This window comes from Paraburkholderia sp. WC7.3g (assembly GCF_050436345.1).
GTDB lineage: Bacteria > Pseudomonadota > Gammaproteobacteria > Burkholderiales > Burkholderiaceae > Paraburkholderia > Paraburkholderia podalyriae.
Genome location: NZ_JBNDMA010000004.1, coordinates 658398 through 683672, shown reverse-complemented (window position 1 = coordinate 683672; position 25275 = coordinate 658398). Strand labels below are relative to the sequence as shown.

The window sequence follows — 25275 nt, the reverse complement described above, 5'->3', positions numbered from 1 at the left end:
AAGCGCAAGCAGAGGCGCACCTGGAAATATCGAGGCTAACCTTCAGCACCAGACCGGCGCGCGGCTTCCTGGACACCCCGCACCGCGGCGGCTGTGATCAGTCCTGTTATGAGCAACCCGATCAGACCAAGCAAGATTGCATCGATCCGCCCGAACGTCGTGGTGGGCACCACGTCGCCGTACCCGATGGTCAGCGCCGTGATCGCGCAGAAGTACAAGGTTTGTCCGATCGGCGATGGCGTTCGGTTCACAGTCTCGACGGGACCACCGAAGTAATGCATTCCGAGCGTCAATAGAACAAAGAGCACCAGGAGGCCAGCGAGGATCCCGCGCAAGTACCAAAGAGTCCTGCCGAATCCCTGCAGAATCTCACGAGCACGAAGGGGGACAGGCGCATCATTTGTGGCGTTTTTCATCTCGAGCACCTCCGTCAATATACTTGACCCTTGCATGCGCGTTGTCGATGCGGACGTTGTGCGCCGCCGTCCTCAGCCATGCGCTGTCTGTTTGCAGCGCACCCACAGTCGGCAATTTTCGGCAACACACCGCCCCGCGATTCAGCTGGGCGCGGACGCGCGTCGCGTCACCGCGTGCGACTACGTTGCTCAAATAGCTGAAGCATCAAGCACGCATAAACGGTGACGGCCAGAAATAGCCCCATACGCACTGCGAACGCGCTATAAACGTCCTTGCCGGCCACGCTGTCCTGCACCGACTGGCCAAGCAGAATAATCATGGTGACGAGGCTGTTCAACCAGAAACCCGGCGTGTATCGCGTCTGGCTGATGCGATAGAGCTTGCGTCCCACCAGCAAACCGAAGAGCAGCATCCACAGGAAAAACATCCAGATATTGACAAAGAGCCTGAGCGAAAACCAGAACAGGATCGCGAGCAGGCCGCCAAACAACGTGGACCCAAGCAGCTCGCGCGCCGCACCGCGCGCCGATGTGCCGCAGCTTTGTCGACCAAGGCTGACGGACTTCATGATGATCGGCATATAGCTGGCTGGATCACTCATGGCAAGCAGCCAGGCAGGCATGACCACCAGAGCGGCACGCAGCGCTATGAGGGTAGCGTGGTCATCCGACATGATGCGATGGGGAGGCTTTGGCCTTTCGCTCACAGGCTCGGGAAAGACACAATGGCTGAATGCCGACACCAATATGGCGAGCAACAGCCCTTTCACCAGCGCGCCCACGACGGTCATGGCCATCTGGAAGTCAGCCGTACCGGCTGCCGAAATCATCGTCAGCCCAGCCACCAGAAAGGTCGCGACAAGGTTGTTCCCGCCACGCAAGCCATAGCGAAACGCGAAGAACAGCGTGAGCCCGATCAGCAGTACGCCAGCAATGGGGTAATAGCGAAGCACCGGGACGAGCAGCAGGCCGCTGCCTGTCGTCAATGCGACGACGATCGCGAATACCAGGCTCGCCTTCAACGACAGCGGCCGGTTCTGCGTTGCGAGCAGGAATACGGCGAATACCGGTGCGACTACGGGAATCGACAGGTCTAACGCAAAGCTGATTGCGAGGCACAGCGCCGTACCGAGGGCAACGCGTAGTGCACGGTAACCTAAGCACTGGAGACCGGGTTGCATAGGTGTCTCAGTAGAGGTATGAAAGCCAGCTCATCACGCGAAGGAACAAACGGCCGAGAGGATTGAGCGGATTCCCTGGACTTGGAAACGCCATCGTCTCAGCCTGGCCGCCGACTCGAACATTCCGAAGGCGCGCGCGCTCACCTGCTGCGAATTCGACGATCACCGGAAAGCGTTGAGCGGGGCGTAGCCAGTCCCGGCTGTTTTGCACGGTCGGCAGACTGCCGGGCGGCGTGCTCTGTCCCACGGCGACCCCATAGCCGATGCTGCGGATTCGCCCTTCGAATATCTCGCCCGGCAACGCGTCCAACGCGATGGCCACGGGCGTGCCCGGCTGGACGTGTCCAAGGTTGTTCTCGGTCATATCCGCGCTGACCCACACATCGTGGATCGCAATCAACGTCATGACCGGGCTGGCCGCCGCCGCGAACTGGCCGACTTCGGTGCGCAGGTCCGTGATGACGCCCGCCGAGCGTGCACGTATGCGGGTATTGGCAAGATCGAGTTCGGCCTTTTCCAGTGCAGCGGCAGCGCTGCGCAACTGCGCATTTTCCGCGTCGCTGCCGCCTTGCTGTTCGCGCGCGCGTTCCACCTCGGCACGGGCCGCGGCAACCTGGCTCTGGGCCTGCTGGTGAGTGGCGCGCGCCACTTCCAGCCGCCGCAGCGAGACCGTCCCCTCATCTTCGCGGTACAGCCTTTCGAGGCGCTCGCTGTCCTGGCGCGCCTTGACCTCGTTCGCGATGGCTGCGTGCAACGATGCAACCGCCGAATCGATCCCAGCCGTGCTCGCGCCGATCTGCCGCCGTGTGGACTCGAGGTCGGCGCGAGCGCGATCGACGGCGATCCGGTATTGCTCGCTATCGACCTCGAACAGCAGGTCACCCGCATTGACTTCCTGGTTGTTGTGCACAAGCACGCGGGTCACCCGCCCCGATGCCTCGGCGGCGACAGGTACAACATAGGCCTGGACACGTGCCTGTTGCGTATAAGGGGTAAAGCGGTCGGCAAGCAGATACCAGAGCAGGCTCACGACGATCACGACGACGATCCACTTCACTGCCTTGCCTGATGGATCGGTGGCCGGGGCAGGCGGCGGAGCCGGCGCGGCATGGGAGGGCTCAGGCGTATCGCTCATCGGGACGGACCTTCGGACTGCCTGACTGGGGCGGACGGAGCGCTCGCGTCGTTCAGCAGGTGACCCCAGTCGGTGCGTCGCTGCATCTGCTGACGGGTGGCCGAATCGATGAGTGGCTCTTCCGTGTGCCAGCCTCCGCCGAGCGCCTTGTAGAGCGCGATCAGACTGCCCGCCGCGTTGCTGCGGTTGACGACGTACGCGTCCTGCTGTGCGAACAGCGCGCGCTGCGCATCGAGGACCCGCTGGAAGTCCGAGTACCCTTCGCGGTAGATCGTATTGGCGAGCTTGAGCGAGCGCCCCGCGGCCCCTTGCGCGTCGTTCAGGATCGTGTCCCGCTGCAATGCGGCGATGAGTGCCGTGGCGGCGTCGTCCGCCTCGCGGGCTGCCTCGCGCACCGTGTTCTGGTAGGCGACGCTCAACTGCTGCAGGCGGGCGTCCTGCACGCGCACGTTGTTCGTGATCTTGCCGTGATCGAACAGGTTCCACGTGACGCTCGGACCGGCTGCTACGGCGAGCGTGCTCGGCGAGCCCGTGAGCGAACTGGCGCTCCAGACAAGAGAACCTAGCAACGACACGGACGGATACAGATCGGCTTTCGCCACACCGATGAGCGCGGACTGCGCGGCCATCTGCAGTTCGGCCGCGCGAACGTCGGGGCGACGTAACAGCAGATCGGCGGGCACGTCCTGCAGCACGGCGCGATCGACTAGCGGTACCACACCCTCCTTGCCCGGCTGCACGTCCAGCTCCGGCAACGGGCCAGGCGGCCGGCCAAGCAGCACCGACAGCGCATGACGTGCGAGCACGATCTGGCTCTCCAGGTCGGGAATGCTGCTGAGCGTGCCCAGATACTGGGTCTTCGCCTGCTGCAGATCCAGTTCATCGCTTTCGCCGCTCTTGAAAAGCTTTTGCGCAATCTCGTAGCTGCGCTTCTGCAGTTGGGCGTTTTCGCGCGCAATGCGCAGCCGCGCCTCGGCCGTGCGTAGCGTGAAATACGTATCGGCGACCTGCGCGTGCATCAGTACCAATACGTCTTCGCGATTGGCTTGCGTGGCAAAAAACGCGGCGTCCGCCGACTCGATCGCGCGGCTGAAACGCCCCCACAAATCCAGTTCCCATCCGATGCTGAGGCCCAGGCCATACTGCCAGTAGCCGCCCGAGCGGGGGTTGAATCCGTCCGAGCGCTTGCGCGCCGAGTACAGCACGTCGGCGTTGGCCTGTTGCACCTGCGGGTAGCGTCCCGCGAGCGCGATACCCAATTGGGCACGCGCCTCGATCACACGCAGGCCGGCAATCTTCACGTCGCCATTGTTTTCATCGGCCTGCGCGATCAGACTTTCGAGGTTCTGGTCCCCGAAGATCTGCCACCATTGACGGATGTCAGGCAGTGTTGCCTGGTGCGTGACCTTCTCTATTGACGCGGTGCTCCAGTGTTCGCTCCAGCTCTCATGCTGTGGATGAAAGTCTGGTCCCACACGGATGCACCCACTGAGGCAGCCGGCGCCGAGCAGCATCCAGTAAGAGCGCGCGCACGGGGACACGAGGGACACGGACCGGCCCCGGCGGCATCAAGCCTGCTGCTTTTCTTTCGCCCGCTCCGGGCGGGGCTGTTCCTCCACCCATCGCCAGAACAGCTGATAACCAACCGCGAGCATCACGGGACCGATGAACAGCCCGATGACGCCACCCGTCACCATGCCGCCGAGCGCGCCGATCAGCACGACGGGCATCGGCACGGCGACGCCGCGACCCAGCAGCAATGGCTTGAGTACGTTGTCGGCGAGTCCCGCGACAAAGACATAGACCGAGAAGATGATCGTCGCCGTGCTGAAGCCCTCCGTGACGAAGACGAAGATGATCACGGGCACCGTGATCAGCGTGGCGGGCAACTGCATGATGCCGATCAGCAGCACGGCGAGCGCCAGCAGGCCAGCACCGGGAATGCCCATCACCAAAAAGGCGATGCCAATCAACAACATCTGGATAAACGCGATCCCGACCACGCCTTGCGCCACTGCGCGGATTGTGGCTGTGCAAAGATCCGTGATCTGCGGGCCGTTCTCGGGACCGGAGATGCGCGAAGCGATCTGCACGGCGCTTTTATGGCCTGTCTCGTCATGAGCCATCAGAATGCCTGCGACGATCAACGCGACGAAAAAGATGAGCAGCCCCGCGCCCAGGCCTGTGAGCGTGCCGAGCAATGCAAGGCCAGCGTCCTTGAGCTGAGGTGCGAACTTGTGCGCGAGACCGGTGAGGTCCGTCGATGCCTGCTGCCAGAAGTCGTACACGTTACGGCCCACCAGCGGCCAACTGGCCACCGAGTCGGCAGGCGGCGGAATGCGGAAGCTGCCGCTCTTGACGACGGCCATCACATTCTCGACCGAGTCGGCCACCGCGACGCCCAACATATACGTCGGCACGAGAATCACCGCAAACGCAACGAGGATGATCAGCGTGGCGATCAGCCCATCCTTGTTGGCAAACCTCGCTCGAAGCCTCGCTTGCAGCGGATCGAGCGTGATCGCCAGGATCAACGCCCAGACCATCAGGTTGAGGAAGGGTACAAAAATCCGAAAGCAGAATATGGCGAGAACAGCAATGAGTCCGGCGCGGATCAGTACATCGAGTAGTTCTCTGGACAGCGCCCGTTGGACAATCGGCGTCTGCAGCATCACGTGCCTCCTGGCGGTTCGCCGCGAGGGTATATCCCGACGGCAAACCAGGTTTGCCAAGACTCCGGCACGGTCGGAATTGGACCAACCTGGGCCCCTCAATACTATCGCCGTAGATACACTCGCCAGTCTGAGTCTAGGACACGCTGGAAAAAGGGCAATAACTCTGCTGCAGTTCTTCGTTCAGCGCCGAATTAATCGGCTGCTGAATATCCCCGCCCGCATGCCTGCCGCAAATCACACGACGGCGAGTCCGAGGTAAGCGCGCAGAGTCTCCTTCAGGCTGCGCTCAACCTTTCCAGTTCGGTGTCGACCAGCAGCTTCTTTAGTTCCGGCACGCAAGATCCGCAGTTGCCGCCGGCCCTCACGCACGCTGTAATTTCGGCCGCGGTCTTCAGCCCTTGCTCACGGATTGCCGTGCAGATCGTATTGCGTCCCACACCGAAACAGGAGCAGACCGTGGGCCCCGTATCGACACCCTTGCCAATCGGCTGTCCGACCAGCAGTCCGGCGCGGTCCTCCTCGTCGAGCCTGTCCTTCCCGAACAGGCCCGCGAGCCACGTACGCGACGGTAACGGCAACTCGGGGCGCGCCGATACGAAGATGCAACTGTCGATACGCTCGTCGACCAGATGCACGGCGCGATAGATCCCCGCTGTCCTGTCCTCGTACTCCAGCCAGTCGGCGTGCGGGTCGTCGATGCCGAACAGCGCTTGCGCCCAGCCGCGGTGATCGGTGAGCGGCTTGCGCCCCGCGAGTTCGTAGCGCATGAACTGCATGCCGTGCACACGCGTCCAGTAGGTCATGCCGTCCAGCACCGGAGCGTGACGGCTCAATGAAAAACCCTGCCAGGCGACGTCGAACCGGTCGATGCGAACCGGCGTATGTTTGAACTCGGGCTGCCCGGAGACTGGATCGACCTCGGGATTCACGACCGCGCCGACACGCGCGTCGGACGCCACCTGATCGTTCCAGTGAATCGGCACGAACACGCTGCCTCGCGGCATGCCGCCGCCATGCTGCACACGTGCGACCATCGTGCCCCAACGGCTCGACACGCGCGCCAGTTCACCTTCGCGCACGCCGCACGACAGCGCGTCCTGCGGATGCAAATCGACAAAGGCTTCCGTCACATGGCCGGCGAGTTTCTCCGACTTGCCCGTGCGGGTCATCGTGTGCCATTGGTCGCGTACCCGGCCGGTGTTCAGCGTCAGCGGATACTCGCCGTCCGGCGCGTGGACCGGTGCGCGCGGCGGGGTGGCGACGAAGCGCGCCTTGCCGTCCGGGTGCGCATAGCGGCAATCGCCGAACAGACGCGCGGTGCCGCGCGGCGCGGCGCCGTTCGTCGCCAGCACCGGCCACTGGATCGGCTGCAGCGCATCGTAACGTTCGCGGCCGAGCGCGACCAGGCCGCCCAGATTGAACCGGCGCGGCACACTCGTTTCGCCTCCGATGCCGGCCTCGTTGCGATAAGCGCTCAGCCGCGCATGCTCGTCGAAGATCTCATGCGGAGCCGAAAAATCGAAGCCGGCATACCCCATGCGCTGGGCGACGTCGCAAATGATCCGCCAGTCCGCGCGCGCTTCGCCCGGCGCCGGCAGGAACGCCCGCTGGCGCGAAATTCTGCGCTCCGAGTTGGTGACCGTGCCGTCTTTCTCGCCCCAGCCGAGCGCCGGCAACAAGACGTGGGCAAACACATTGGTGTCCGTGTTTTCAACGATGTCGGAGCAGACGACGAGTTCGCAGCGCGCGAGCGCACGCTTCGCCTGATCGCCATCGGGCAGGCTCACAACCGGGTTCGTGCCCATGATCCAGACGGCCTTGATCCGGCCTGTTTCGATCGCCCCGAACAACTCGACGGCCTTGAGCCCGGGCCGTTCCGCGATCGCGGGCGAGTCCCAGAAAGTCTGCACGAGGTCGCGATGGCGTGAGTTGTCGAGTTCCAGATGGGCCGCCAGCATGTTTGCGAGGCCGCCCACTTCACGCCCGCCCATCGCGTTCGGCTGGCCGGTAAACGAGAACGGCCCCATCCCCGGCTTGCCGATGCGGCCCGTCAGCAGATGGCAATTGATGATGCTGTTGACCTTGTCGGTGCCGGACGTCGACTGGTTGACGCCCTGGGAATAGACCGTTACGACCCGCTCGGTGCGCGCGAACAGCCGATAGAATTCCAGCAGAGTGTGCGGGTCGACCTTGCAGGTCTTCGCGCACTGCGCGAGGTCAAAGCCGTTCGCTGCATCGGCCGAGGCGGCAGCGAGCGCCTGCGCATAGCCGGTCGTGTACGTGTCGACAAAACCTGCATCCGTCGTGTCGTGTTCCGCGAGAAAACTGAGCAGCCCGTTGAACAGCCGGACGTCGGTGCCCGCCTTCAACGGCAGATGCAGGTCGGCCATCTCGCAGGTCGCCGTGTAGCGCGGGTCGATCACGACCACTTTCATCCCGGGCCGCGTTTCCTTGATCCTGACGATCCGCTGGAACAGGATCGGGTGGCACCACGCTGTGTTCGATCCGACCAGCACGACCAGGTCCGCGAGTTCGAGGTCTTCATAGCACACCGGCACCAGGTCTTCGCCGAACGCACGCTTATGACCTGCGACCGAAGACGACATGCACAGGCGCGAATTGGTGTCGATGTTCGCGCTGCCGACATAGCCCTTCATCAGCTTGTTGGCAGCGTAGTAGTCCTCCGTCAGCAGTTGTCCCGAGACGTAGAGGGCGACTGCATCCGGGCCGTGCTGATCGATGATCCGGCGAAAGCCGGCGGCGACCGTATCAAGTGCATCGTTCCACGACACGTTGCGCAGTTCACCGTTGCCCGGATCGCGCAGCTTCGGATGCAGCAGGCGTCCATCGAGCCCGACCGTTTCCCCGAGTGCCGAACCCTTCACGCACAAGCGGCCGGCGTTGGCCGGATGACGTTCGTCGCCGGCAATCTCGGGCTGGCCGTTCGGGCGTGGCGTCGCGAGTACGCCGCAGCCGACGCCGCAATAGGGACAGGTGGTTCGGACCGCGTCACGACTGGCGTCAGGCGGGTTTGAAATGACGATGGGTAAACTCACGTTCGATTCCGGTTCAGGCGGGCTGAGCCTCGCACAGGGCTTTGCCGAACAACAGACGGGTGCGCAACGGGGCAATGTCGGTCCGGTTCTGGATCAGTTCGAAGTACCAGGCGCCGTCCTTGACGTCGCCGTACAGGACCGCACCGACTACCCGGTTGCCTTCGATCACGAGGCGCTTGTAGATGCCGCGTCGCGGATCGCGCAATACCAGATCCTCACTGTCCGGGCCGCCGACGAAATCACCGGCGGAATATAGATCGACGCCAGTGACTTTCAGTTTAGTCGCCGTCGCGCGCTGCACATACCGGCGGTGACCGGCACCGGCCAGGTGCGCGCCGCACACGCGCGCCTGATCCCAGATCGGCGCGACCAGACCGAATGTCGCCGTGCGGTGCTGCACGCATTCACCGACGGCGTACACACGCGGATCATAGGTCTGCAAGGTGTCATCGACGACGATGGCCCGTTCGCAGTGCAAGCCCGCCTGCTTCGCGAGTTCGATATTTGGTCTCACTCCGGCCGTCATCACAACCAGGTCGGCGGGAATCTCCATGCCGTCGTCGAAACGGACCGCGGTGACACGCTCCGGCCCGACGATTTCGGCGGTGCGTGCCATCATCAGGAAACGCAGGCCTCGGCGCTCGAGCGTCTGCAACAGCAAGGCCGATGCGCTCCGGTCGAGCTGGCGATCCATCAGGCTGTCGGTGTCGTGCACGACCGTCACCGACATGCCCTGGCGCATGAGCCCGTTGGCCGCCTCCAGTCCGAGGAGGCCGCCGCCGATGATCACGGCGTGACGGTGGCTGCGGGCTGCGACAAGCATCGTTTCGACGTCCTGGATGTCGCGAAACGCGATCACGCCCGGCAGCTGGTGACCCGGCACCGGAATCAGGAATGGCTTCGAGCCGGTCGCGATCAGCAGCCGGTCGTAGCCCACCTCGATGCCGCTTTGCGAGCGCACGATGCGGCGCTTGCGGTCAATTGCAGCTACCGGGTCGCCCGCGTGCAGCCGGATGCCATTATCCGCATACCAGTCACGTGTATTGAGGATGATCTCGTCGACACGCTTCTCGCCCGCGAGTACCGGCGACAACAGGATGCGGTTGTAGTTGCCGTACGGCTCGGCGCCGAATACGGTGATGTCGTAGAGGTCCGGCGCGAGCTTCAGCAGTTCCTCGACTGTGCGCATGCCGGCCATGCCATTGCCGACCACCACCAGCCGCGCACGCGCCGGCGTGCTGGGCGATGCGCCTGCAGAGGTTCGCCCGGCGTATTCGTGTCTCATGCGGCGACCCACACCTTACCGCTCTCAACGCGCACCGGGTACGCGTTGACGGAATTTTCGGGCGCCTCGAGGCACTCACCGGTGCGCAGATCGAAGTGATGCTTGTAGATCGGCGAGGCCACCACGATGCGCGCGCCGAGGTTGCCGATCAGTCCGCGCGAGAGCACCGCCGCCTGCGAACCCGGGTCGAAGTTGTCGATCGCATAGATGCCCGCTTCCGCGTCGCCGGTGGTCACGTGAAATACCGCGACCTGCTCGCCGTTCACGAGCGCGCAGACGCCCGTATTCGGAACGATGTCGTCGAGCGCGCACACGGGCATCCAGGATTGTGGAAGTCGATCGTTGTTCATGCTGGGTTCCTCACGTCAGGTTGTGGTGAATGGTCAGACGGTCTCGACGACCACAGGTATCGGGAATTGCTTCGCTTGCCGCTCTGCCGGCGTCGCCGGACGAATCTGGCCCCGCTCCTCGACGAAGGTTACGTTCTCGTCGAGCTTGTCGCTGTTGACGAAATGGCGGAAGCGCTTGCGCGTTTCAGGATCGGTCACGGCCTTCTTCCACTCGCACTCATAGGTACTCACCACGTGCTGCATTTCCGCCTCCAGCTCCGCAGCGAGTCCCAGTTTGTCGTGCACGACGACGTCGATCAGGTAGTCAAGCCCGCCCTCGAGGTTCTCGCGCCATACGCTGGTGCGCTGCAGACGGTCCGCGGTGCGCACGTAAAACATCAGGAAGCGGTCGATGTAGCGCACCAGCGTCTCACGATCCAGATCCGACGCGAGCAGCTCGGCGTGGCGCGGCTTCATCCCGCCGTTGCCGCACACATACAGGTTCCATCCCGTTTCGGTCGCGATGATGCCGATGTCCTTGCCTTGTGCTTCCGCGCATTCGCGGGTGCAGCCCGACACGCCAAACTTGAGCTTGTGCGGCGAACGCAAGCCCTTGTAGCGGTTTTCCATCGCCACGGCGAGCCCCACCGAATCGCCGACGCCGTAGCGGCACCACGTCGAGCCAACGCAAGACTTCACGGTGCGTAGCGACTTGCCGTACGCGTGGCCCGATTCGAAGCCGGCGTGGATTAGCTCTTCCCAGATCAGCGGCAGCTGGTCGACACGCGCGCCGAACAGATCGACCCGCTGGCCGCCGGTGATCTTCGTATAAAGGCCGTATTTCTTCGCCACCTGACCAACGGCAATCAGACCCTCCGGCGTGACCTCGCCCCCCGGCATGCGCGGCACGACCGAATACGTGCCGTCACGCTGGATATTGGCAAGGTAGTAGTCGTTGGAGTCCTGCAGGCCGGCGTGTTCTTTCTTGAGCACGAACTCATTCCAGCACGACGCCAGGATGCCCGCGACGGCCGGCTTGCAGATGTCGCAGCCAAGGCCATGGCCATGCTTTTCCAGCAGCGCGGCGAAGGTCTTGATGCGTTCGACGCGCACGATGTGGTACAGCTCCTGCCGCGAGTACGAAAAGTGCTCGCACAGGTGGTTGCTGACCGCGAGGCCCAGTTTCTTCATCTCGGCCTTCATCACCTGGGTGACGAGCGGCACGCAGCCGCCGCACGAGGTGCCGGCGCAGGTTGTGCTCTTCACGCCGCCAATGTCGGTCGCGCCCGCGCAAACCGCCGCGCAGATTTCTCCTTTGGAGACGTTGTTGCACGAGCAGATCTGCGCGCCGTCGGGCAGCGCGTCGACGCCGAGCCCAGGCTTCGCCTTGCCGTCGCTTTGCGGCAGGATCAGGAATTCCGGTGCTTCGGGCAACTCGATGCTGTTGAGCATCATCTGCAGCAGCGTGCCGTATTCGGTCGCATCGCCCACCATGACGGCGCCGAGCAGCTGCTTGCCGCACTCCGACACCACCAGCTTCTTGTAGACCTGTTTGCGTTCGTCGCTGAACTGGTACGTGCGGCTGCCCGGCGTCTTGCCGTGCGCATCTCCGATGCTTGCGACGTCCACGCCCATCAATTTGAGCTTGGTGCTCATGTCCGCACCGGTGAAGCCCGCGTCATCACCGCGCAGATGCTTCGCGGCGACGCGCGCCATGTCGTAGCCAGGCGCGACCAGCCCGTACACCATGCCGTTCCACGCTGCGCATTCGCCGATTGCGTAGATGTCGGGGTCGCTCGAGCGGCAGCTTGCATCGATCGCGACGCCGCCGCGCGGCCCGAGTTCGAGGCCGCAGGCGCGGGCAATCTCGTCGCGCGGACGGATGCCGGCGGAAAACACGATCATGTCGGTGTCGAGATGCGTGCCGTCGGCGAACTGCATGCGGTGCGCGCCCGACTCGCCGTCGACGATCGCAAGCGTGTGCTTGCCGGTGTGGACCTGCACGCCCAGTTCCTCGATCCGGGTGCGCAGCACGCGGCCCCCGCCTTCGTCGACCTGCACCGCCATCAGGCGCGGCGCAAACTCAACGACATGCGCGGCCAGCCCCATATCGTGCAGTGCCTTCGCGCACTCGAGGCCGAGCAGGCCGCCGCCGACCACGACACCCGACTTCGCCCGCGCGCCGCAAGCCCGCATCGCTTCGAGATCTTCGATGGTGCGATAGACAAAGCAGTCATGGCGATCGCCGCCAGCCGTCGGCGGAACGAACGGCACGGAACCTGTGGAGAGCACGAGTTTGTCGTAGGACAGCGCCTCGCCGCTCGAAAGGCTGACGGTGTGGGCCTCCCGGTCGATCGAGACTGCCTTCGTGCCGAGCAGCAGCTGCACGTTCTCGCGCTCGAAGAAGCCCGGTTCGACAAGCGACAGGTCCTCCGCCGACTTGCCGGAAAAGAATTCGGACAGGTGCACGCGGTCATACGCGGGACGCGGTTCTTCGCACAGCACGGTGATATTCAGCGCGGATCGCGGGTCGTCCAGCAGACATTCGAGAAGCTTGTGGCCGACCATCCCGTGGCCAACGACAACAACGTTCGTGACCGGGGTCTCATCCATTTCCAACGTGGTTCGCGCCATGTTTTGTCCGGCAAATAAAAAGGCGTCCCGCGGATGCAATCGCAAGTGCGACTGAATTCGGGGACGCCGTTGTCCAAAAACCTGTGATCTGAAGCGAGACTTTTTGCTGCGTGCTGACCGGATCACCGTTGATCCGCGCTCACATTTATGCAAGCGCCGTGCCATAACTGAACAAGCTCGCCGCCAAGGGGCGGCGGCGTATTGCAGCGCGTAAACGTTCAATGCGGGCGATGCATTCTGATGCGGCGGAGCGCAATGTTGGTGCGGCGCAGCACCTTCTGCGTGCAGCGGCACCTGACGTGCGCTGCTTTGCCATGCGGCGCGTGTCCGCTGCGAGGCATCCGCGCGTGCACCCGTGCGAGTCCATCAATTCATCACGCCTTGGGTGCTGGCGGCGGCCAACGCGCGCTCGCGCAGCGCCGCTTCGCGCGCCTTGTGCTCGCTGCTGAAGCGAACCGCCAGCGCGCAAAGCGCAGACACCGTGACGAGGACGCCGAGCGTCGCTAACGTCTGCTGGATACTGCCGACACCCTTCATCAGAAAGCCGGCGGCCACCGCGCCGACATTGCCTCCCGCGCCGATGATGCCGGCCACGCCACCCAGCGCCTTACGGTCGATGAACGGAACCAGTGCGTAGGTCGCTCCGCAGGCCATGTGCGTGAACAGACCGAAAACGAGCATGGCGACGAGAGCGAGTGCGATGCTATCCTCGTGCGCGAAGCACATCAGGCCGAGCCCTTCGCCGACCATCAGCACGCAGAGCAAGGTCGCGCGGACGCCGAGGCCTCGATGCGCGGCAGCCTTGTCCGACAGCCAGCCGCCCAACGCGCGGGCGAACAGCGCGAGCAGCCCGAAGCTGCCAGCGGCGATGCCCGCAGCCTTCAGCGACAGATGAAAATGATCGACGTAATAGATCGCTGCGACGTTGTGGATGAAGACCTCGACGCCGAAGCACGCCGCGTACGTAATGAACAGCATCCACACGCGATAGTTCGCGCAGGCCGCCCGGAAGCTCGCCCAACCGCCCTTCTTGCCACCTTCGACCGCGATTCCGCGCGCCCGCAGTTCCGCAACGTTTCCTTGCGGGCAATCCTGCGTGAAGCGCCAATAAAATATCGCCATAACAGGCATCGCAAGGGCCGGCAGCACCAGCGCAAGGCGCCACGCCGACGACTGCCCAGCGCCGAGCGCCATGATCGCTGCCAGCAGCAGCGGCACGAGTACTTGCGCAGCACCCGCCCCGGTGTTGCCCCACCCGGCCGTCGCCGCATTGGCAGTGCCGACCACGTTCGGCGCGAACATCATCGAGGTGTGATACTGGCTAATGACAAAGCATGCGCCCACCGCGCCGATGCACAGGCGGCACAGCAGGAAGCTCTCGTAGCCCGTGGAGAGCGCGGCGCCCAGCACCGGAAATGCACCCGCGAGCATCAGGGCGCAGTACATCTTGCGCGGGCCGTAGCGGTCGCATAGCGGACCAATCACCAGCCGCACGAGTATCGTCACCGCGACCGCAGCGATGCTGATATTCGCGACCTGGTCGACGGAAAGCCCGAATTCGCTCTTGATCAGCGGCATCAATGGCGCACAGGAGAACCAGGCAAAGAAGCAGACGAAGAACGCCATCCACGTCAGATGGAAAGCGCGCATTGGTGGTGTGAGCAGGCTGAAAAGTTCAATGCGAGTTGCCTTGTCCGTCATCGTCGTTCCAAAAATGAAAAAGCGTCCCGCGAACCGGGTCAGATGACCGGTTTCAGGGGACGCCGTTGTCCAAAAGCCTGTTGGGATGCTGCTATTGATTCGAATGAAGATAGGTCGACTTTGATCCTATGCGGGCTCTACATGCACATGCCGTGCCATACCGCGGAACTCGTTGTGCGGCATGCGAGACAACCGTAGTCACGCACGACGACGGTGCAGTGCAGCACCACTGTCGTGCGATAGCAGAAGCGACGGCGCACGGTTGTGCAACATAGTGGCCGTTCGTTGACGCAGCCGTTCGGGCTGTAACCCGGCCTTCTCGAGTTGAGCCAGTCCGGCCGCCAATGACTACAATCTAGAGATGGTCGCATTCCCTAAGGAGGCTGCCATGACTCAGTCAATGATCAGTTTTTGGGTTGGCATTGTGGTTATCGCTGTTGTTGCCTCGGCCCTGTCGAGGCGCTACAGGCGCGACCACCCCGAAGAGAGCGTGAGCCATTGGCTCGACACGCATCATATGAGCTGGATGCATCGCAAGCACTAGCTGGCGACGCGGGCTGACGCCGAGGAGCGCACCATGGCCTTCACCCTCACCTCGCAGGCTTTCCAGGAAGGAAGCGAAATCCCCCAGCGCTACACCTGCACGGGCGCGGACCTCTCACCCCCGCTCTCGTGGTCCGGGGTACCCGCCAATGCGAAAAGTCTCGTGCTAATCGTCGACGACCCCGACGCGCCCGACCCGGCCGCGCCACAGATGACATGGGTCCACTGGGTGCTTTACAACATCCCGGCGACGGCTCCGGGCGTTCAGGAGGGCGTCACTGCGGGCGCGCTTCCGGCAGGCACACTCGAAGGCACCAACGACTTCCATCGCACCACGTATGGCGGCCCATGTCCGCCCGCTGGCCGTCATCGGTATTTCCATAAGCTGTATGCGCTCGACACCGTGCTGCCCGATCTTCACAAGCCCACAAAGGCGGCGTTGGAAAGGGCAATGGAAGGCCATGTCGTGGCACACACCGAACTGCTCGGCACATTCCAGAAGTAACAGGCGGACCTTGGACGCTACTTGTGCCGGACTGTCGATTCCGCGTCGATGCATGGCGCAGATGTCATCGATTGGCGCGAGGCGTTTCAAGGCTACAAACTCGGCGAGGCAGCCGACAGGTGAACTTGAATCCCATACAGCGTTTGCGCACGGTTCGCCATCTCCAATGCGTCAGATGCGGCGCTGAGATCACCCGCCGGGTTTCCACGGCCACGACGGATAAAGACGTCCGTTGCTTTCGACACTTTCCCGCTGTGCGTCGCCCGCTTCTCCGCCACGCTCCGCTTTGGCGGTCTCGATGTCGGAGGTGTCCGACGTGGGCGAATCGTCGTCGCCCGCTTCACGTGATTGCCCGGTCGTCGCCGAAGCAACGGGCAATGCATCGCCGAACCATTCCACCTCGCGCGTTATTGCCCCGACATACGCGTGCCACCCTGAGGGGTCGTTCGCGAACAGATTGCTCCGTACGGCAAGTGCCAGTTGCCTATAGTCCACCTGCGCTTCCAGCAACTGTGCGGGCCAACCGGCAAACGACGCGCTAACACGCTTCGCGAACTCCGCGACCTCCATATCGGGCGGTACGGCGGCTAGCCATGCATGGGTGGCGAGAGTCGCGTCAGCGTCCAATAGATCGCGCACTGTGTCGCGCGGGTTGTTGGTTGCGAGCGCGGCAGCGACTGCTTGCAACGCGTCGCCGAGATGCAGCAGCAACGCGCGTCGTTCAAAAGCGTCTTTCATCTAACGATATCCGTCCGTAACTCGATCAAGTATTTATCCGTGGTCCTAGCTGGAGGCACTCGGCCACGATTGAGCATGCTCGGTCCAGTCGCAACTATGCCGGTTCCCGTTCAGCCCCGCCGCCAATCCGACGGACCAACATCACCGGATGCGTCGTCAAAGCGGACACGCGCGGCATGGATGTCGGGATAACGACGATCGGCCCAATCGATGAGGGCCGCCATCGGGTCCAACAGGGATTGGCCTAGTGGGGCCAGGCGATATTCGACGCTCGGCGGGCTGGTGGGAAAAACATGGCGGGTGATGAGTCCGTCGCGCTCCAGATCGCGGAGTGTCTGGGTAAGCATGCGCTTGGAAATGTCCGGGATGGCTCGGTGAAGCTCACTGAAGCGCTGCGATCGCGTCGCGAGTTCCATGATCATCAGCATGCTCCATTTGTCGCCGATGCGGTCGAGCACGTCGCGAACCGCGCAGTGTGCGGGCTGGGCGTCGCTCAATTGACGTTGATATCGGCTGAATCTGTCGATCGCATTCTGGGCGGTGCTCATTCGGGTTCCCTTTAAGTCTTCTGGTAACAAAAAACTGCCTCCTTCCGGCGCGAGGCACAGGTCTCTATGATAGACCTGCCCTCAAACAAGGACCGCAGCCGCAGAAATGTTGGCGTTCAAGGGCAATACAAATTTCAGGAGAAACACATGTTTTTGGTAATGGGAATTACGGGACGCGTAGGCGGCGCAACAGCCCGACATCTATTGGCGCAAGGCAAGAAAGTACGGGCGCTGGTCCGCAATCGCGAGAACGCGACGACGTGGGCGGATCAAGGTGTGGAACTGGTCGATGGCGACTGGAATGATGCGGCCGCCGTAGAAAGGGCGCTCGAAGGGGTCGAAGGTGCATTTGTCATGCTGCCGGCTGTCTGGGCACCCTCGCCTGATTTCCGCGAAGCGAAGAGCGTGCTCGCGAACTATGTCGAGGCGCTGACCAGGGCAGCGCCGCCGCGGGTGGTTGTGCTGTCGTCGATGGGTGCGAACAGAACCAGCGGGCTGGGAATGATCACGGCCCTGTCGCTTCTGGAGCAAGGACTGCGTCACCTGACGTTGCCGATCGCCTATGTGCGAGCCGGCGGGTTTTTCGAAAACTTCCTTTACGGCTTGCACGTCGCCCAGGGCGGCACGCTACCCGTCTACTACGACCCGACGAGTCGCAAGTCGACCATGGTCGCGACCGACGATATCGGCGCCGAGGTGGCGACGCTGCTGACCGGGCCGGCGTGGTCCGGGCATCGCGTCGTCGAGCTTGGTTCGATGGTCAGCGCGGATGAAGTCGCGGCCCAGCTAGGCGAAGTCTTGCGGCGCGACGTCAAGGCGTTTGCCATCCCGCGGGCTGGGTGGCCGGCAGCGTTCGAACAGTTCGGCATCCCGAAGGGCCAGACCGGACCGGCCGAAGCGATGTTCGATGCCGTCAACGCGGGCTGGATGGACCTCGGCGTCGCGGGTACGGAGCACGTCGCGGGCACGACGTCCCCTCGCGATGTCTTTGCGGCGGCCCACAAGGCCACTACGGCATGAGCAGCGGAGATCGGCCGGCTCGTCGACCAGGCGGCGACGCTGGTCCTCGGTTGCGCCCTCATCAGAGAAGGTAGAACGAATGTCCAAGATTTCCTGGCGCCAGGTATTACCGTTGGTTCTTGCCGCTTTTTTCGTCGTGGGATCGCTCAGCAACATCGTCGCCCCGCGATCCATCTTTGAGGAATACCTGAAGTGGGGATATCCGCACTGGTTCCATTTCGTGACCGGTTCGCTGGAACTCATGTCCGCCGTTCTGCTGGCGCGAGCACGGACGCGGCTGTGGGGCTCGGCGCTAGGCTGCGCCGTGATGTTGGCTGCGCTGGCAACCGTGACAGTCCACGGCGAATACGGACATGGGGTGGCGCCACTTGTCGTGGCGACACTATCGCTTGTTGTCGGCTGGATTGCTTGGCCCAAGCGGCTCGCTGCCGGTTCTACGGCTCGGGCCTAAACTTTACGCGGCCTCTTGCAGCCGGTGATCAGCCCTCTTCACGGCGTCTCACAGCGATCCGCAGCCGTCGCCGGCTTCACCGCATTCAGATCGAACTCAGCTTCCTGCAGCCCTTTCGGACTCGTCGCGACCCAATGCAATTGCGTCGGCGACCGCACAAGTCCGATGCTCCCCGTGTAAGTCCATTTGATCGGTGACGGCTGCGTGCCTGCGAGTTCGATCGATGTCGCAGTCAGCCGCAAATGCAGCAGCCGCCCGTCCTGTGACGGCGTAAACGCACGATCGCCGATCACCGCAATGCCCGCTTCGCGCACCGACGCCGGCATGCACGCGAGCGTCGCGGTCGTCTCGCCGTTCTGATCGATGAGTTGCGCAAAGCCTTTGCCGTCGCCCCCCGTGGCGACCACCAGAAAGCGGTCGACGGACGGCACATAAGCCGCCGCATACGTGTAGTACTGCAAGCGCGGCGCAATCACACGCGACTCGCCGAGAGCGCCGGTCGCGGGATCGAGCGTCGCGGCCTTGAGCCGCGCGAACGTCTCGCCGGCCACATATTGCTGCCACACGAGCAGCGCGCGCGTCGGCGAACCGGCAATCATCGGCCACCACTCGCGCACTCGCGGCGCGACATCGACCGCCTGCGCCAGCGCGCCGTCGCCGTCGTAAATCTTCGCGTAGACGCCGTTGCCGGTGCCCAGATTGTCGACGCCGCCTCCGTCGATCCAGTCGTTCGAATAGAACACGACGAAGCGCGAGCCGACCGCCGCGACGTGCCCCGAATGACCACCCGACAGCACGTCGACAGGATAAGGCCGCACGTCCCGAAGATTCGACGTGTAGACGCCATAACGCTGGCTCACCTCGTTGGGCGTATTCCATCCGTCCTCGAACGTCACCATCACGCGGCCACGGTGGTTCTGCGCAACCGACACCGGCTCCTGCGCTTCGGGCCGGCTGATGAACACGCGCGGCCTGTCGAGCTTCGCCTTCTGCGGCGTCCAGCGCGCGATGTACACGTCATGCGTCCAGTTCCTGTCGCGGCCCGCGCCGCGTGGCGGCAGGCCGGAGCTGCTGAAGAACACGGTCGATACGCCGCGCGCGTCGGTCGTCACGCCGATCCCGTGCATATAGGCGCGCAGATCGCCGATCGGCACGCGCGGCGCGTCGGCGGCCTTGGCGTTGGCTCTCGCCCCGGCCGCCGAAGCGCACGGAACGAGGCCAGACGCGAGGCCGCACGCGGCCGCCACGGCGAGAACTGCAAGGGTCGTTCGCATGCTGTCCGCTCACTCCACCGTGACGGATTTCGCGAGGTTGCGCGGCTTGTCGACATCGGTGCCGCGCGCGCAGGCCGTGTGATACGCCAGCAACTGCAACGGCACCACATGCAGGATCGGCGACAACGGCCCATAGTGCCGGGGCAGCCGGATCACGCGCACGCCTTCGTCATTCGCGATCTGCGCATCGGCATCCGCGAGCACGAACAGTTGTCCGCCGCGCGCGCGCACTTCCTGCATGTTCGACTTCAGTTTTTCGAGCAGCGCATCGTTCGGCGCAATCGTGATGACGTGCATTTCGTTCGTGACGATCGCGAGCGGACCATGCTTCAACTCTCCCGCGGGATACGCCTCGGCATGCACGTACGAGATTTCCTTCAGCTTCAGCGCGCCTTCCAGTGCGATCGGAAAGTGCACGCCGCGGCCCAGAAACAGCGCATGCTCTTTGCGCGCCAGCGCCTGCGCCCACGCGACGATCTGCGGCTCCAGCGCGAGCACGCTGTTGAGCGCGGCCGGAAGATGATGCAGTTGCCGCAACGCGGACGCTTCATGGTCGGCGCGCACGTGGCCGCGTTCCTTGCCAAGCGTGAGCGCAAGCAGGAACAGCGCGACCAGTTGTGTCGTGAAGGCTTTCGTCGACGCGACGCCGATCTCCGGTCCGGCGCCCGTCAGGTACTGCAGTTCCGTGAGCCGCATCATCGAGCTGTGCGGCACGTTGCAGATCGCGAGCGTATGGTGGTGGCCGAGCTGTTGCGCGTGCTTCAACGCGGCAAGGGTATCGGCCGTCTCGCCCGATTGCGACACGACGACGACCATCGCGCACGGATTCACCACGCTCTCGCGGTAGCGATACTCGCTCGCGATTTCCACCTGCGTCGGCATCCCGGCAATCGATTCGAGCCAGTATTTCGCCGTCAGCGCCGAGTAGTAGCTCGTGCCGCACGCCAGCAGCAACAGCGAATCGATCTCGCCGAAAGCACGCTCTGCCTTCGCGCCGAACAACGCTGGCGCGATCGCGCGCACGCGCTCGATGGCGTCGGCGACCACCTGCGGCTGCTCGAAGATTTCCTTCTGCATGTAGTGGCGATACGGGCCGAGTTCGGCCGCGTAGTGGCTCGCGTGCTGCGTTTGCACTTCGCGCCGCACGCTCGCGCCGTCGCGATCGACGATATGCACACCGTCGCACGACAGCACCGCAATGTCCCCTTCTTCGAGGAAAATGAAATGCTCCGCGGTGCCCGACAGCGCCATCGCATCCGACGCCAGATAGGTGCCGCGCTTGCCGACGCCAACCACGAGAGGCGAACCGGCACGCGCGCCGATCACGCGGTCCGGCTCGTTGTTCGCGAACACCGCGATCGCATACGCACCGCGCAGACGCCGCAACGAGCGTTGCACGGCCGTCAGCAGATCGCGCGATTCGTCCTGTTCCCGCGTGTAGTGAATCAGATGCGCGATCACCTCCGTATCGGTATCCGATTCGAACGCGTAGCCGAGCCCCTTCAGTTCGTCACGCAGCACCTCATGATTTTCGATGATGCCGTTGTGAACCAGCGCGATCTCGCCGCGCGAAAAGATCGGGTGCGCGTTGTCGGTGACGGGCGCGCCGTGCGTCGCCCAGCGCGTATGCGCGATGCCGATCGTGCCTGACAGCCGTGCCGCCTCGGCCTGTGCCGCGAGACTCGCGACGCGCTCGACACTACGCACGCGGCGCGGCGCGCCGTGCTGCAACACCGCGACGCCGCAAGAGTCGTAGCCGCGATATTCGAGGCGGCGCAAACCCTCGGTGAGTACCGCGACGACGTCGCGTTGCGCCACTGCTCCTACTATTCCGCACATGGTGATCTCCGTGGTGCGTTCAATACAGCTTGTGATAATTGCGTGTGGCTCAGGCCGTCTGACGCTCGAACTCGGGCATCGACACGACGTGCGAGACCGCGCCGTCGTCGTCGTGATAGGCGACGAGGCAGCGGCCCGCGTTGCCGACGGCGATTTCGCGTGTGGCATCGAGGGACACGTCGTCGCTGACGGGCATCCGGCGCGCGCGGTGGGTGTTGATCGCATCCATCTGGCGCCCGATGGTCCAGACAGTCATCGCCGCGGCAACGGCCGCGATGCCGGTGATGCCGGGCATGAACGCGTCGAGTGACAACTCCTCGGGACTCGCATTCGCAAGACACCAGCGGATGTAGACGGCCGCCAGCACCCACATGCACAGCACGAGCGCCGGCCGCACGACGCGATACCACGCGACCGTGCGCATCGCCCGGCCCTTGCTGCATTCGGTTGCGAACTGGGCGACGGACTGCTTCGAGACATCGATGATCGGGAAGTTCATGGTGTGTACCCTGCTCAGGAATGTTGACTGGACTGCGTGACGTCGAGCGGGCCGCCGAACTGCGGCTGCGCGACTAACTCCGTAGATGAATTGGCCGTCACGGCGCCGCTCGAGCGGATGCCGCGATCGGGACTGACCCAGCGCGCGCGCTTGCGGCGCCGCTGGCTGACGACGCCGGGCAATGCAATGACCGACGCAATCATGCTGATGGCCCAGAACGCGGCCGGATACCAGACGGTGTCGATGAAATAGCGCAACAGGTTCTTGTCGTAACGCCGGTCGATCAGACAGCCGACCAGGATCTGCGCGCAGCAGGTGGCGAACAGCAGCACGCCCGTGCCACGCGGCACGAACGCGAAGCGCCACGTTTCAGGCAGCGTGAATATCGCCGTGGCCGCCATCATCACGAGCGTGAACAGCATGCAGTACGCCCATACGATGCTGATCGCGTATTCGAAGAAGATCGGCCACATCATCATGTTGCGGCGGGACATCACCTCGCCCGCATACTTGAACAGCACCTGGATACCGCCCTTGGCCCACCGCAGACGTTGCTTGTAGAGGCCGCGGAGCGTCTCGGGCATCAGGATCCAGCTCAGCGCGCGCGATTCGAAATGCACGTGCCAGCCCTGCACCTGGAGCTTCCAGCTGATGTCGATGTCTTCCGTCAACATGTCGGAACTCCAGTAGCCGACTTCCTGCAACGCGCGCTTGCGGAACATCGACACGACGCCCGACACGGTCAGCAAACGCCCGTACATATGCTGCGTGCGTTTGATGAGGCCGACGATCGACGAGAATTCGCCCACCTGCATGCGTCCGAGCAGCGACGAGCGCGTGCGGATGCGCGGGTTGCCCGTCACGGCGCCCACCGACGCGTCGTCGATGAAGTGGCGCAGCATCCAGCCGATCGCTTCCTTGTCGAGCAGCGAGTCGCCGTCGATGCACATCAGATACTCGGCATCACTCAGCATCGCGGCCGTCGTGAGGCCGATCGCCTTGCCCTCGTTCTGGTGCTGATGCACGACCACCAGCTTCGGATAGACGTTGACCAGCTCGTTCAGGATCGCGCCCGTTTCGTCACGGCTGCCGTCGTTGATCGCGATGATGTTGTAGTTCGGATAGTTCAACTGATCCAGACACGCGATCACCTCGCGCACGTTGTCCGCCTCGTTATAGCAAGGCACCACGACCGACACTTTCGGATACGACGGCAGCGGCCCGACCGTCGTCTGGCTCGCGTGCTTCCGTTCGATCAGCAGATAGTGCAGCAGTCCGCCCACCATCCACAGATACGCCATCAGCAGCGGATAGTAAAAGACGAAGTTCGATATGACGCTCATCACATTTTTCATTGTTTTTTCCTAGCGTGGGGCTTGCGTGGCGGTTTCAGCCGACGCTCAGCCCAACATTCCCTGATTGGATCGCAGCGTGCCTTGCACCGACATCACGTCGCGCAACAAGGTCGTGTCTGGCCGGTTCGCGATGAAGTCGTCGGGCCCGTAGCCCAGATGCACGACGCCCGCCGCATTGAGCCGTTTCATCTGCGCGCGCAGCACGCCCGCTTCGACGGGGCGTTGCGACTGACCGTTGACGGCCGGCAACTCAAACACCGTTTTCGCCAGTGCGCCGGGCTGCTTCCTCACTGCCTTCGTGAGTCCGTCGAGCCATTCATCATCTGGCGCTTCACCGGCTCGGGGCGCCGCGACCAGTGCGACGAAGTCGTAATTCGCGAGCGACGACGCGAGGCTCTGCGAGAAGTTGAGTTCCGGGTTCGCATCGAATACGGCTTCGGCGGGCAGCGTGCGCGCGGTCAACACGTTGCCGCCGCCCTGATAGGCGCGTACGCGCCCGGCGAGCTGGTTCGTGAACGCGTTCAGATACGCGGTCTTGCCGGCGGCCCAGCGCTGCATCAGTTCGTCCGATGCGTGAATCTGCGCGATGTCCGCCGGCAGGCCCCACGATCGATAGACGGCAAGCGCCGCAGCGCTGGTGTCTTCATAGGCGTTGAGCGCCGCGTCCGGGCCGAACACCACGCCGTTGAAGCTCGCATAGCGCGTGAGGTCGTCGTAGAGGTCCTGAATCACGGCGCGCGCGACGGGATCGAAAGGGCTAAGGCGCGGCATGCGCACGTCGCGCGCGGCATTTGGGCTGCCGGCCGCCACTTCGACGAGACGGCCCGAGGCCGGATGCTGCGGCGGCAATGCGAACGCGAGCAGTGGCATGCGGGCGTAGACCTGCACGCCGGCGCGCGTGATCAGTTGCCACGCGGTGCGGTTGAACAGATCGGCGCGCATCGGCAGGTGGCGGTTCGGGAAGTACGTCGCGCGCGCAACACCCGTGTTGTCCGGGTCCGAATACGCCTGCAGATACACTGACTTCGGTTCGAGATCCTTGATGCGGTCGAGCAGCCGGCCAAGCTTCTCTTCACTCTTGCGCGGGTCCGGGTCGTACATCTGGTCGAGCGATACGTTGACGACGCGCTCCACCGGGTTGTGCTCGCCGCGATACGCTCGTGACGAACGCATCTGCGCGATCATCGTGCCGACGTCCCAGTCGTACGACACGAGCAGGCGCCGGATCTGCGTGAGCGGCACGTCGGGCGTGTTCGGCCCGTCGTCGAGCGTGAAGTGCACGGCCATGCCGAGCGCCTGCGACGCCTTGATCAGCGCGGCGTTGTACATGCCATACGGCCATACCGCGGAGCGCACGGTGACGCCCGTGTTCTGCCTGATCAGATCGGCGCTGCGCTGCAGGTCGCCCTGCACGCGTGCGTGATATTCGTCGTCGGTTTCGTAGCGTTTCAGATCGGCGAGATACAGATGCGCGCTGGCGGCGGGCAGCTCGTTGCCTTGCGGATTCGCGAGCGCGCCGTGGTGCATGTCGTGCGTGTGCGACGCGATTTCGACGAGACCGGATTGCGCCATCTCGCGCAGATCGTCCCAGCTCATGAAGTAGTCGGGCGGCATCACGGACTTGTGGCTGATCCGCACCGCCTGACCGGCCGGTGTATCGGTCCAGCGCGTCACGACGCCGATCAGCGCCGGATAGCCGTATTCCTGCAACAGCGGGAACGCGCGGGTGTACTGGCTTTTATAGGCATCGTCGAAGGTGAGCAGCACGGCGCGCGGCGGCAGGCGCGGGCCGCCGTTGCGTGACGCGACGATCTGATCGACGCTGACCGGGTGAAAGTCTTTCGCCTTCAGCCACGCGAAGATCGTGCTGAGCGTCGCAGTGCTGATCGCGCAAGTGTCGGCGACCGTCGACACATCTGCGTGAAGGTCGTCGCGCACGTCGTGGATGGCGAGCACGCGGAACGTGAGGCCGTCGTCGGCGTCCGGCGGCGGCAAACGGTCGAGAGCGACGCGCGCCTGCGCGGCGGGAACCGCGGCGAGCCCGGCGGCGAAAGCGAGAAAGCGTCTGCGGGTGAGCTTGTCCATGATGGC

20 protein-coding genes are annotated in these 25275 nt (G+C 63.8%); 3 read left to right on the top strand and 17 right to left on the bottom strand.

What is annotated here, in order from left to right:
• Window positions 1-35 precede the first annotated feature (35 nt).
• The 10 genes from OKW43_RS36465 to OKW43_RS36420 form a co-directional block, all read right to left on the bottom strand.
• The gene (locus OKW43_RS36465; RefSeq protein WP_429453375.1) at window positions 36-416 is read right to left on the bottom strand and encodes a potassium channel family protein; all 381 of its coding nucleotides are present in this window, start codon (window positions 414-416) and stop codon (window positions 36-38) included.
• A 167-nt stretch (window positions 417-583) separates the two neighbouring features.
• The gene (locus tag OKW43_RS36460) at window positions 584-1597 is read right to left on the bottom strand and encodes a DUF2955 domain-containing protein (RefSeq protein WP_429453373.1); all 1014 of its coding nucleotides are present in this window, start codon (window positions 1595-1597) and stop codon (window positions 584-586) included.
• A 7-nt stretch (window positions 1598-1604) separates the two neighbouring features.
• Window positions 1605-2732: an HlyD family secretion protein gene (locus OKW43_RS36455; protein ID WP_429453371.1), complete on the bottom strand. Its 1128-nt coding sequence runs from the start codon at window positions 2730-2732 to the stop codon at window positions 1605-1607.
• Window positions 2729-4246: a TolC family protein gene (locus tag OKW43_RS36450; RefSeq protein ID WP_429454735.1), complete on the bottom strand. Its 1518-nt coding sequence runs from the start codon at window positions 4244-4246 to the stop codon at window positions 2729-2731. Before OKW43_RS36450 ends, OKW43_RS36455 begins: the two co-directional genes overlap by 4 nt.
• A 54-nt stretch (window positions 4247-4300) precedes the next feature.
• Window positions 4301-5404 carry an AI-2E family transporter gene (locus OKW43_RS36445; RefSeq protein WP_187638120.1) on the bottom strand — a complete coding sequence of 368 codons (1104 nt, stop codon included), beginning with the start codon at window positions 5402-5404 and terminating at the stop codon, window positions 4301-4303.
• 278 nt (window positions 5405-5682) lie between these two features.
• On the bottom strand, window positions 5683-8463 hold the full coding sequence (locus tag OKW43_RS36440) for a molybdopterin-dependent oxidoreductase (RefSeq protein ID WP_429453368.1): 2781 nt from the start codon (window positions 8461-8463) through the stop codon (window positions 5683-5685).
• 13 nt (window positions 8464-8476) lie between these two features.
• Complete coding sequence (locus OKW43_RS36435; protein WP_429453366.1) at window positions 8477-9748, bottom strand: NAD(P)/FAD-dependent oxidoreductase; 1272 nt, start codon at window positions 9746-9748, stop codon at window positions 8477-8479.
• Window positions 9745-10098: a nitrite reductase small subunit NirD gene (nirD, locus tag OKW43_RS36430; RefSeq protein ID WP_187638117.1), complete on the bottom strand. Its 354-nt coding sequence runs from the start codon at window positions 10096-10098 to the stop codon at window positions 9745-9747. The genes OKW43_RS36435 and nirD overlap by 4 nt, the downstream gene beginning before the upstream one ends.
• A 33-nt stretch (window positions 10099-10131) precedes the next feature.
• Window positions 10132-12690 carry a nitrite reductase large subunit NirB gene (gene nirB / locus OKW43_RS36425; protein ID WP_187638116.1) on the bottom strand — a complete coding sequence of 853 codons (2559 nt, stop codon included), beginning with the start codon at window positions 12688-12690 and terminating at the stop codon, window positions 10132-10134.
• 387 nt (window positions 12691-13077) lie between these two features.
• Window positions 13078-14412, bottom strand: a complete 1335-nt coding sequence (locus OKW43_RS36420) for an MFS transporter (protein ID WP_429453364.1) — start codon at window positions 14410-14412, stop codon at window positions 13078-13080.
• A gap of 577 nt (window positions 14413-14989) precedes the next feature.
• Here OKW43_RS36420 and OKW43_RS36415 point away from each other — a divergent pair.
• Window positions 14990-15460, top strand: a complete 471-nt coding sequence (locus tag OKW43_RS36415; RefSeq protein WP_429453362.1) for a YbhB/YbcL family Raf kinase inhibitor-like protein — start codon at window positions 14990-14992, stop codon at window positions 15458-15460.
• Between the two features lie 189 nt (window positions 15461-15649).
• Here the strand turns inward: OKW43_RS36415 and OKW43_RS36410 are convergent, their stop codons facing one another.
• Both OKW43_RS36410 and OKW43_RS36405 read right to left on the bottom strand, forming a co-directional pair.
• Window positions 15650-16198, bottom strand: coding sequence for a hypothetical protein (locus tag OKW43_RS36410; RefSeq protein WP_429453360.1), 549 nt, complete (start codon window positions 16196-16198; stop codon window positions 15650-15652).
• Window positions 16199-16308: 110 nt separating this feature from the next.
• Window positions 16309-16746 (bottom strand): winged helix-turn-helix transcriptional regulator, encoded by a 438-nt coding sequence (locus OKW43_RS36405; RefSeq protein WP_429453358.1) that lies wholly within the window; start codon window positions 16744-16746, stop codon window positions 16309-16311.
• Window positions 16747-16893: 147 nt separating this feature from the next.
• On the opposite strand from OKW43_RS36405, the gene OKW43_RS36400 reads away from it, so the two are divergent.
• Complete coding sequence (locus OKW43_RS36400) at window positions 16894-17766, top strand: NmrA family NAD(P)-binding protein (protein WP_429453356.1); 873 nt, start codon at window positions 16894-16896, stop codon at window positions 17764-17766.
• A gap of 79 nt (window positions 17767-17845) precedes the next feature.
• Window positions 17846-18217: a DoxX family protein gene (locus OKW43_RS36395; protein WP_187639330.1), complete on the top strand. Its 372-nt coding sequence runs from the start codon at window positions 17846-17848 to the stop codon at window positions 18215-18217.
• Window positions 18218-18255: 38 nt separating this feature from the next.
• Here OKW43_RS36395 and OKW43_RS36390 read toward each other — a convergent pair whose 3' ends face one another.
• Genes OKW43_RS36390 through pgaB form a run of 5 tightly spaced genes read right to left on the bottom strand, consistent with a single transcriptional unit; the run spans window position 18256 to window position 25269 of the window.
• Window positions 18256-19491 (bottom strand): hypothetical protein, encoded by a 1236-nt coding sequence (locus tag OKW43_RS36390; protein ID WP_429453354.1) that lies wholly within the window; start codon window positions 19489-19491, stop codon window positions 18256-18258.
• 9 nt (window positions 19492-19500) lie between these two features.
• On the bottom strand, window positions 19501-21330 hold the full coding sequence (glmS, locus tag OKW43_RS36385; RefSeq protein ID WP_187639328.1) for a glutamine--fructose-6-phosphate transaminase (isomerizing): 1830 nt from the start codon (window positions 21328-21330) through the stop codon (window positions 19501-19503).
• Window positions 21331-21379: 49 nt separating this feature from the next.
• Entirely contained in the window at window positions 21380-21829 is a 450-nt protein-coding gene (locus tag OKW43_RS36380) for a hypothetical protein (protein ID WP_187639327.1), read from the bottom strand.
• 14 nt (window positions 21830-21843) lie between these two features.
• Window positions 21844-23184, bottom strand: coding sequence for a poly-beta-1,6-N-acetyl-D-glucosamine synthase (pgaC, locus tag OKW43_RS36375; protein WP_429453352.1), 1341 nt, complete (start codon window positions 23182-23184; stop codon window positions 21844-21846).
• 45 nt (window positions 23185-23229) lie between these two features.
• Entirely contained in the window at window positions 23230-25269 is a 2040-nt protein-coding gene (gene pgaB, locus OKW43_RS36370; RefSeq protein ID WP_429453350.1) for a poly-beta-1,6-N-acetyl-D-glucosamine N-deacetylase PgaB, read from the bottom strand.
• Between the last annotated feature and the right edge of the window lie 6 nt (window positions 25270-25275).